Origin of the sequence: Staphylococcus simulans, from assembly GCF_003043455.1 — a bacterium.
Lineage (GTDB): Bacteria > Bacillota > Bacilli > Staphylococcales > Staphylococcaceae > Staphylococcus > Staphylococcus simulans_A.
The window spans coordinates 1-7346 of record NZ_PZGG01000080.1 but is presented as its reverse complement, the minus strand read 5'-3'; the positions used below and the strand labels follow the sequence as shown (position 1 = coordinate 7346).

At 33.0% G+C, this 7346-nt stretch carries 8 protein-coding genes; all 8 read right to left on the bottom strand.

The annotated features are described in order from the left end of the window. Positions 1–147: 147 nt before the first annotated feature. Positions 148–771 (bottom strand): MBL fold metallo-hydrolase, encoded by a 624-nt coding sequence (locus tag BU038_RS11140; RefSeq protein ID WP_107606097.1) that lies wholly within the window; start codon positions 769–771, stop codon positions 148–150. After that, complete coding sequence (locus BU038_RS11135) at positions 771–1100, bottom strand: MTH1187 family thiamine-binding protein (RefSeq protein ID WP_107606096.1); 330 nt, start codon at positions 1098–1100, stop codon at positions 771–773. The genes BU038_RS11140 and BU038_RS11135 overlap by 1 nt, the downstream gene beginning before the upstream one ends. Next, a complete protein-coding gene (locus tag BU038_RS11130; protein ID WP_107606095.1) occupies positions 1100–2086 on the bottom strand; it encodes an ROK family glucokinase in 987 nt (328 codons plus the stop codon). Before BU038_RS11130 ends, BU038_RS11135 begins: the two co-directional genes overlap by 1 nt. Next, the gene (locus tag BU038_RS11125; protein ID WP_107606094.1) at positions 2086–2286 is read right to left on the bottom strand and encodes a YqgQ family protein; all 201 of its coding nucleotides are present in this window, start codon (positions 2284–2286) and stop codon (positions 2086–2088) included. The genes BU038_RS11130 and BU038_RS11125 overlap by 1 nt, the downstream gene beginning before the upstream one ends. Next, positions 2270–3727 (bottom strand): rhomboid family protein, encoded by a 1458-nt coding sequence (locus BU038_RS11120; RefSeq protein ID WP_107606093.1) that lies wholly within the window; start codon positions 3725–3727, stop codon positions 2270–2272. The genes BU038_RS11125 and BU038_RS11120 overlap by 17 nt, the downstream gene beginning before the upstream one ends. 12 nt (positions 3728–3739) lie before the next feature. Continuing rightward, positions 3740–4282 (bottom strand): 5-formyltetrahydrofolate cyclo-ligase, encoded by a 543-nt coding sequence (locus BU038_RS11115; protein WP_107606092.1) that lies wholly within the window; start codon positions 4280–4282, stop codon positions 3740–3742. Between the two features lie 140 nt (positions 4283–4422). Then, on the bottom strand, positions 4423–6483 hold the full coding sequence (locus BU038_RS11110) for a peptidoglycan D,D-transpeptidase FtsI family protein (protein ID WP_107606091.1): 2061 nt from the start codon (positions 6481–6483) through the stop codon (positions 4423–4425). Between the two features lie 194 nt (positions 6484–6677). Then, positions 6678–7283 (bottom strand): superoxide dismutase, encoded by a 606-nt coding sequence (locus BU038_RS11105; RefSeq protein WP_107606090.1) that lies wholly within the window; start codon positions 7281–7283, stop codon positions 6678–6680. Positions 7284–7346: the final 63 nt, after the last annotated feature.

Below are 7346 nucleotides of genomic sequence, written 5' to 3'. Positions count from 1 at the left end.
ATATTAGGAAATTAGCAGCTCTACGAGCTGAAAATTTCTTGGACAAAATAAAAAAGGAACGATTTTCATTTTTATATGTGAAAATCGTCCTTTTTATTAGGTTCCAGAACAATTATGTCCCGGCCCCGTTGATATTACTTTTAAAAATTAACCATGTAAATAAGGATTTAGTTGTTCGCCTTCTACTGTAGTAGAAGGACCATGACCTGGATATAATGGTAGGTCATCTTTAATAGTGAAAATTTTATCTTGTATAGAATCTACTAGTGTTTCGTAGTCACCTCGATATAAATCAGTTCTGCCGATGCCATTATTAAATAAAGCATCTCCAACCAATGCAAAATCATCAAAGATAAAAGTTAGTCCACCGGGTGAATGACCAGGTGTATGCATGACTTCAACTTTGAATCCTTCAATATCGTGCTTACCTTCATTGATTGCTTTTGGTTTTGCGCTACTAATGATAGGTTTTAAGCCATATTGAGCGAATTTTTCAGAACCGTTTTTAGCTGGATCAGTAAGAAAATCAAATTCTTCTTCGTGCAAATACACTGGAATATTATATTGTTCTAACACTTCATCTAAAGCACCGATATGATCAAAATGAGCATGAGTTAAAATGATAGCTTTTAATGGTTTACCAATAGATTTAAGTTTTGAAATTATCTCTTGTCCATCACTAGAAGGATCAACAAGTAAAACACTATCTTCATTTTCTATAAAATAAGTGTTTGTATTAGCTATACCTAAAGTTAAAAATGAAATTTCCATTATTTTTCACCACTATTTTTGTCTAATTGTTTTTGAACAGAGACCAATTTATCATTCATTTTTCTAGATTTATCTCTACGGTCATCTATTCTTATATTAGTACATACCCTATCTAAGCCTTTATCAAAAGGAAGTTCATGAATAACTTGAACAACATGTAATAGATCTTTTAAATCACCTTCAATTAGAGTATTCATAGGTGTAAGTTGATAATCAATAATGCCTTGATCTTTAAATTCTTTTAGCTTAGTTTGAATTTCTGCAATATATTTACTTACGCTAGGACCCTCTGTTCCTACTGGAATTACGACTACATCAACGATAGCCATTATTCAACACGCTCCTCTTCTATAACATATGTTTTGATTAAACCTGCAGCGCCAGTAATTCCGGCATCATTTCCTAATTGTGCTTTTACAATTTCTGTACCGTTTTGTGCAGGGGTGAAAGTAAGATTTCTATATTCGGTTTTGATGTTTTCAATGAGAATATCTCCGGCTTCAGACATTCCGCCACCCAAAATAATATATTTTGGATTACTCATCACACTGATAATACTACATGCGTATGCAATATAATTGGCAACTCGTTCAGTGATAAATAAACAGAATAAATCCCCTTTTTTAGAAGCATCGAAAACGTCTTTAGCAGTGACTCTATCTTCCTTAATAAGTTCTAAAATAGAAGACTTAATAGTAAGTTTCGGGTGATAGAATTTTACTAAGTTAACAACACCTGTTGCTGATGCAACAGTTTCTAAGCAACCATTTTTACCACAATTACATGCAAAACGTTGATCAAAATCCACTCTAAAGTGCCCAATCTCTGCACCAGAACCATTGTGTCCGTGAACTAGTTTACCATTTGAGATAATACCGCCACCTACTCCAGTGCCTAATGTAATTGCTACAACGTCATCTGCATCATGTCCTGCGCCTTTATGTTTTTCACCAAGTGCTGCAGCATTGGCATCATTATCAACAAAAATCGGGAAACTTACAAATTGTGAAAGAATTGCTCGCACATTCACGTCACCTGGCCAGTTTAAGTTTACTGCGCCATGAACAATACCTGATTCGAAATCAACTGGTCCAGGAACACCAATGCCTAATCCTATAACATCTTCCATTTTTAAACTTAATTCATTCATTTTTTGTACAAACGCACTATAGACAGATTTGAGTAAAACGACACCTGATGGATCACTGATATCAGTTTGTATCGACCATTTTGTGATTCTCTCAAGTTTGTTGTCAAAAATTCCTAGTTTGCATGTAGTTCCACCGACATCGGCTGCCAATATTAAATTTCTCATTACTTATTCATCCTTCTTTGATTGATTATTAAGATACACTTGATAAATGCGTCCTTAGAGATAAGCTGATATTCATATAGCTCTCTAATTTCTTGTTCCATCATTTCATACATGTCGTGTTTATCTTTAAAGTAAATTATAAACCCAAATTGTTTAAGTAACTGTTGTACGTCGTAAAACGTATTAATTTGACGATTCATTTTGTTTTTCCAACTCTTTTTTTAGATACTTATATTTTTCATTATGAGGATTTGATTTTACTGCAACCTTTATATGTTTAAGTGCCGATTTTTTATCTCCTAATGAACGATTAGCAATTGCTAGTTCATAATTTAGAACGCCTGAATCAGGGTAATGTTTCAATCCACGTTCCCATGTTGAAATTCCTTCAGCTTTTGAATCTTTTGTTGCTTTTAAAAGACCACTCAAATAATATGTATAATCATCTTCGTAGCCTTTATTCATAGTATGTTTAATCAGTTCTTCAGCTTTGTTGTAATTACCATTGCTCATCTCTTCACTTATTAATTTATCATAAATATTGTCCTCTTTAATAGTGAATGTTCTTATTAATAAGATAATCAACAATAATAAGCCTACAGCAAGTAAAATCCAAAATAACTTTCGGTCTCTATTAAAATAATAGCCAATGAAAGTAACTAGCAAGCCGCCAATAAAGCCGCCTAAATGTGCATAGATATTAACATTAGACATGAATAGTGAAAACAGAGTTAATATCGCCAATACACCAACTAATTGTAATAACATTTTCGGTGTGTATTGCTTACTAATATACATAATCGCGAATAAACTGCCGATTAAACCAAAAATTGCGCCACTGGCACCGACTGATATTGAGTTTGTATCTAAAGCTAAAGATACGATATTACCGAAGACGCCTGAGATAAAATAAATACCGAGCATCTTCCAATGACCTACTATCGCTTCGACAAGCTTACCAAAAATAAATAAGGAAAGCATATTCATCAATATATGTTCAAAATTAAAATGAATGAACATAGATGAGATTAAACGGTATAATTCTCCGTGTACGACATTAAAATGAACTAAACCGCCCCAATCTAATAAACTCCTGTTGGTAAACGCATTAATGATTAAAAACATAAATAACCAAATAACGATATTTATAGCAATAAGTGAGTACGTGACTGGAGCAAATTTAAGCATATATTTTTCTATAGGATTGTTGCTATATAGTCGCTTTTTATAATAAAGCGACGTTTTATCGTTTTGACGTGAGTAAAGTTTAGCTATGACAGGATTCGGCAATGTTTTCAACAAATCTTGTTGATTGCGAATAACGTTAAATTTCATACGTATCGGATGAATTTCATTTAAGTTCTCATATGTGAAGATTTTTTCAGTTAAGTAATTAAATGTTACATCTGTAGGTTTATAGCCAGTGTATTCACTAATCTCATTTTGATGTTCTAAAACTCGGCTCTTATCAAAGCGAATTTCTTGGGAACTACCTACACCTGTTTTAACAATAATAAGTTTTTTCTTATTTTTGTTGGATAGCCAAACTTCAGTTTCATTTTTACTGACATGTGCTATTTCGTAGTTGAAGTATTTAACATAATAATAAATTAATTTCCAAAATTGTTTTTCTATATTCATGGTGCCTCCAATTTAACTAGTTTGAGCAATGATCAGACGTTCTACGACTTCATCATGTGCTTCAGGTTTAAATGAATTATCAATTTGTACATCATACACTAGGCTTATTGTTTCAGTACGGTGTCGATTTAGAAATTTATCAAAATAACCTCCACCATAACCTATTCTATAACCCTCTTGATTAAAAACAACACCTGGCACGATTAGTAAATCCAATGCGTTTGTGCGCTCTGTATCGGCATCAACGTATTGGATACCTTTTTCATCTGTACTTAATTGGTTTAAATCATTCAGTCTTTGGAATGTCATACGCTTAGTTTCATAATCAGTTGCTGGAACAAAAGGAATCTTTCCTTGATTGATGATTTCTTTAATAATTGGAAATGTATTAACTTCATGTTCCATAGACAATACAATGCCAACTGTATCAGCATTTTTGAACGCATCAGTCTTTAATAGTTCTTCCTTTAACCATTGATCAGCTTTTTCTTTGTTGAGATTGTTAATATTTTTCATCTCCTGCAAAACTTGTTTGCGAAGTTCAGATTTTTTCATGATAACACCCCAATATTTTCTATATGAATTAATATTTTCATTATAACGTTTATCTGTATAAGTGTCATTAGACTTAACATTTGATGGATAAAAGATAACGTAAAAAGCTGATACCCAATGAGCGAGTATCAGCTGGAAAATTATGATTTTGATGATTTCTTTTCTTTACCGAAATAATAATTAATAATATCTCGACCTAAGTCCCCACCTTGTAACCATGGCTCTGGAACTGGTTGGTTTGTATACACAATTGAAAATGCTAATTTAGGGTTATCCTTTGGAGCATATCCTATATAAGTAGAGTTAACTCTCGGTTTGCCATCTTGGAACACTTCTGCTGTTCCTGTTTTACCAGCAGATGGTACCACTGTATCATGGAAACTCTTATATCCAGTACCTTGTTCCTTATTAAATGCCATATCAAACCCTTTTTGAACTTGTTTGATTTCATCAGGTGAGTTGTTGAGACGATTTAATACATTACCACGTATTTTATGCTTAACAGGTCCTAAACTATCTTTATCTGTTGCTTTTCGTATTTCAAGACCGACATGCGGTGTGATTCTGTAACCGTTATTCGCAATTGTAGAAACATACTGTGATAATTGTAATGGCGAATACGTATCATATTGACCAATAGCAAGGTCTAGGTAGTTACCGCTGTTAGAATCTAATTTTTCTATTTGTCCAGCAACTTCATTAGGTAAATCAATTCCTGTTTTAACACCTAATCCTACTTGATTTAGTCCTTTACGCAGTTTTTGACCTGCATCTGAAATATCATTTGGCAATGCCATGTTGTAATGATATGGATCTTTCGCCAGTTTTAATGCAGTTTTAAACATATATACGTTTGATGAATGCATTAATGCTTCTTTATCATTTATATCTACTTTTCCATTTTGGTTGAAGTATGAACGTTTAGTAAGTCCACCTTGGAAGTGAAGAGGTTCGTCAATCATATGTTCTCCCACATGAATCGCTTTGTTTTGATAACCAGCTAATAACGTTCCACCTTTGACAGATGAACCAACAGTATATTGAGATGTAAAGTTACCAATATCATAATCTGTCATGGAACCATCAGATTTAATTTGTTTACCGGCCATTGCTAAGATATCTCCATTGTTAGGATCTTGTACGACAATAAATGCATTATCCATGTTCTTAGCGCCTTCACCGCGTAGTTTATTAATTTGTTGTTCTAAAGATTCTTCTACTTTCTTTTGTAAGTCAATATCAATTGAAAGTACTAAATCATCTCCACGTGATTCTGGATTAACTACTTCTGAATTAGTTATTTCACCTGATTTATCTGTTGTATATTTCATTTCTTTCTTTTTACCGCGTAATACGTTTTCATATTGATATTCTAAATATGATTTACCAACTCGATCATTTCTTGAATAGCCTCTTGATAAATAGTAGTCAGTCAACTCTTTTGGAATACCTTCTTCTGAAGTTGAAACACTTCCAAATAAACCTCTAAGTACATCTCCATATGGGTATTTACGGTCCCAATCCATTGATGTGTTCACACCTGGCAATTTTGAAAGTTGTTGTGATACAGCGGCATACTCTTTATTGCTGACATCATCCTTTTTAATAGTTTGAGGATTTAGTGTTGAGCCTGACATCATTTCGCGATAAATTGCTAATACTTGTAAGTCTTTATTAGTTAATTCATCAAGTTGTTTCTGCTTAATTTTGTTATGCAGTTCTTCATCATACTGTTCTTGTGAAATTTCACCTTCATTTAGCATCTTATCTTCTTTTTTCATCATATCTGAAACTTTTTCAGGGTGTAATTGAATCCAAAAGTCTTGTTTATCTCTTTTTGTAATTCGATCAGTATCCATTTTGATTAATTTTGATAAGCGTTCTGCTACGTTGAGTATATCTTTTTGTGATGTCTTTCTACCTCTAGTATATGTAATCGACTTTTTAGAAGCATTATCAACAAGAATTTTACCATTACGATCTAGAATTCTTCCTCTTGGAACAGATTCATTTACTGTAATATTTTCATCGTTTTTAATGAGTTGCTTGTAGTGAGAACCTTGTGCAATTTGTAAGTAACCCAAACGTAAAACAATGATTACAAATACTACGACTACGAGACCGAAGAAGAATCCGATTCGTTTATCCATCAGATTCCTGATTTTTTCATCATTCGTTTTTTCCTTTAATCTTTTTAGCAATACAACCTACCTCAATTCAACAGTTCTCTAAACAAATGATATATGAAATCGGAACTTTTTTCTATAATTTGCACAGAAAACCAAACATAAATTTAAGATTTCTTTGTAGAACAGGTGAAAATCAAATAAAAAAACAGCAATTGGATTTCCAATTGCTGTAAAAGTTGCTATTCAACTTTTGATGAGAACTGAGTTTATTTAGTTGCAGCGTTGTATAACTCGTCAACTTTTTCCCAGTTAACAACGTTCCAGAAAGCATTGATATAATCTGGACGTTTGTTTTGATATTTAAGGTAATAAGCATGTTCCCAAACATCTAAGCCTAGGATAGGAGTTTTGCCTTCGGTAATTGGGTTGTCTTGGTTTGCTGTAGTAACGATTTCTAATTTACCGTCTTTATCTACTACTAGCCAAGCCCAACCTGAACCAAATTGTCCAGCAGCTTTTTTAGCAAATTCGTCTTTGAATTCATCTAAAGAACCCCATTGTTCTTTAATTTTATCAACGACTGTACCTTTCTCTTCAGAGTTAGGTGAAAGAATTTGCCAGAATAATGAGTGGTTTAAGTGTCCACCACCATTATTACGTACTGCAGTTTGGATGTCAGATGGTACGCTATCTAAGTTAGCAATAATTTCTTCGATTGATTTATTTTCTAAATCAGTTCCTTCGATTGCTGCGTTTAATTTTGTAACGTATGTGTTGTGGTGTTTGTCATGGTGGATTTCCATCGTTTCTTTATCGATGTGTGGTTCCAACGCATCAAACTCATATGGTAAATTTGGTAATTCAAAAGCCATAAATAATCATCCTCCTAAATTGTTTTCATATTCACTATATCAAGTCGTTAGATACCTTACAAT

Bases quoted from the DNA above. Each gene is read 5' to 3' on its own strand.
- BU038_RS11115 (WP_107606092.1), bottom strand. From the start codon at position 4,282: ATGAAAAAATCTGAACTTCGCAAACAAGTTTTGCAGGAGATGAAAAAT.
- BU038_RS11135 (WP_107606096.1), bottom strand. From the start codon at position 1,100: ATGGCTATCGTTGATGTAGTCGTAATTCCAGTAGGAACAGAGGGTCCT.
- BU038_RS11140 (WP_107606097.1), bottom strand. From the start codon at position 771: ATGGAAATTTCATTTTTAACTTTAGGTATAGCTAATACAAACACTTAT.
- BU038_RS11105 (WP_107606090.1), bottom strand. From the start codon at position 7,283: ATGGCTTTTGAATTACCAAATTTACCATATGAGTTTGATGCGTTGGAA.
- BU038_RS11125 (WP_107606094.1), bottom strand. From the start codon at position 2,286: ATGAATCGTCAAATTAATACGTTTTACGACGTACAACAGTTACTTAAA.
- BU038_RS11120 (WP_107606093.1), bottom strand. From the start codon at position 3,727: ATGAATATAGAAAAACAATTTTGGAAATTAATTTATTATTATGTTAAA.
- BU038_RS11130 (WP_107606095.1), bottom strand. From the start codon at position 2,086: ATGAGAAATTTAATATTGGCAGCCGATGTCGGTGGAACTACATGCAAA.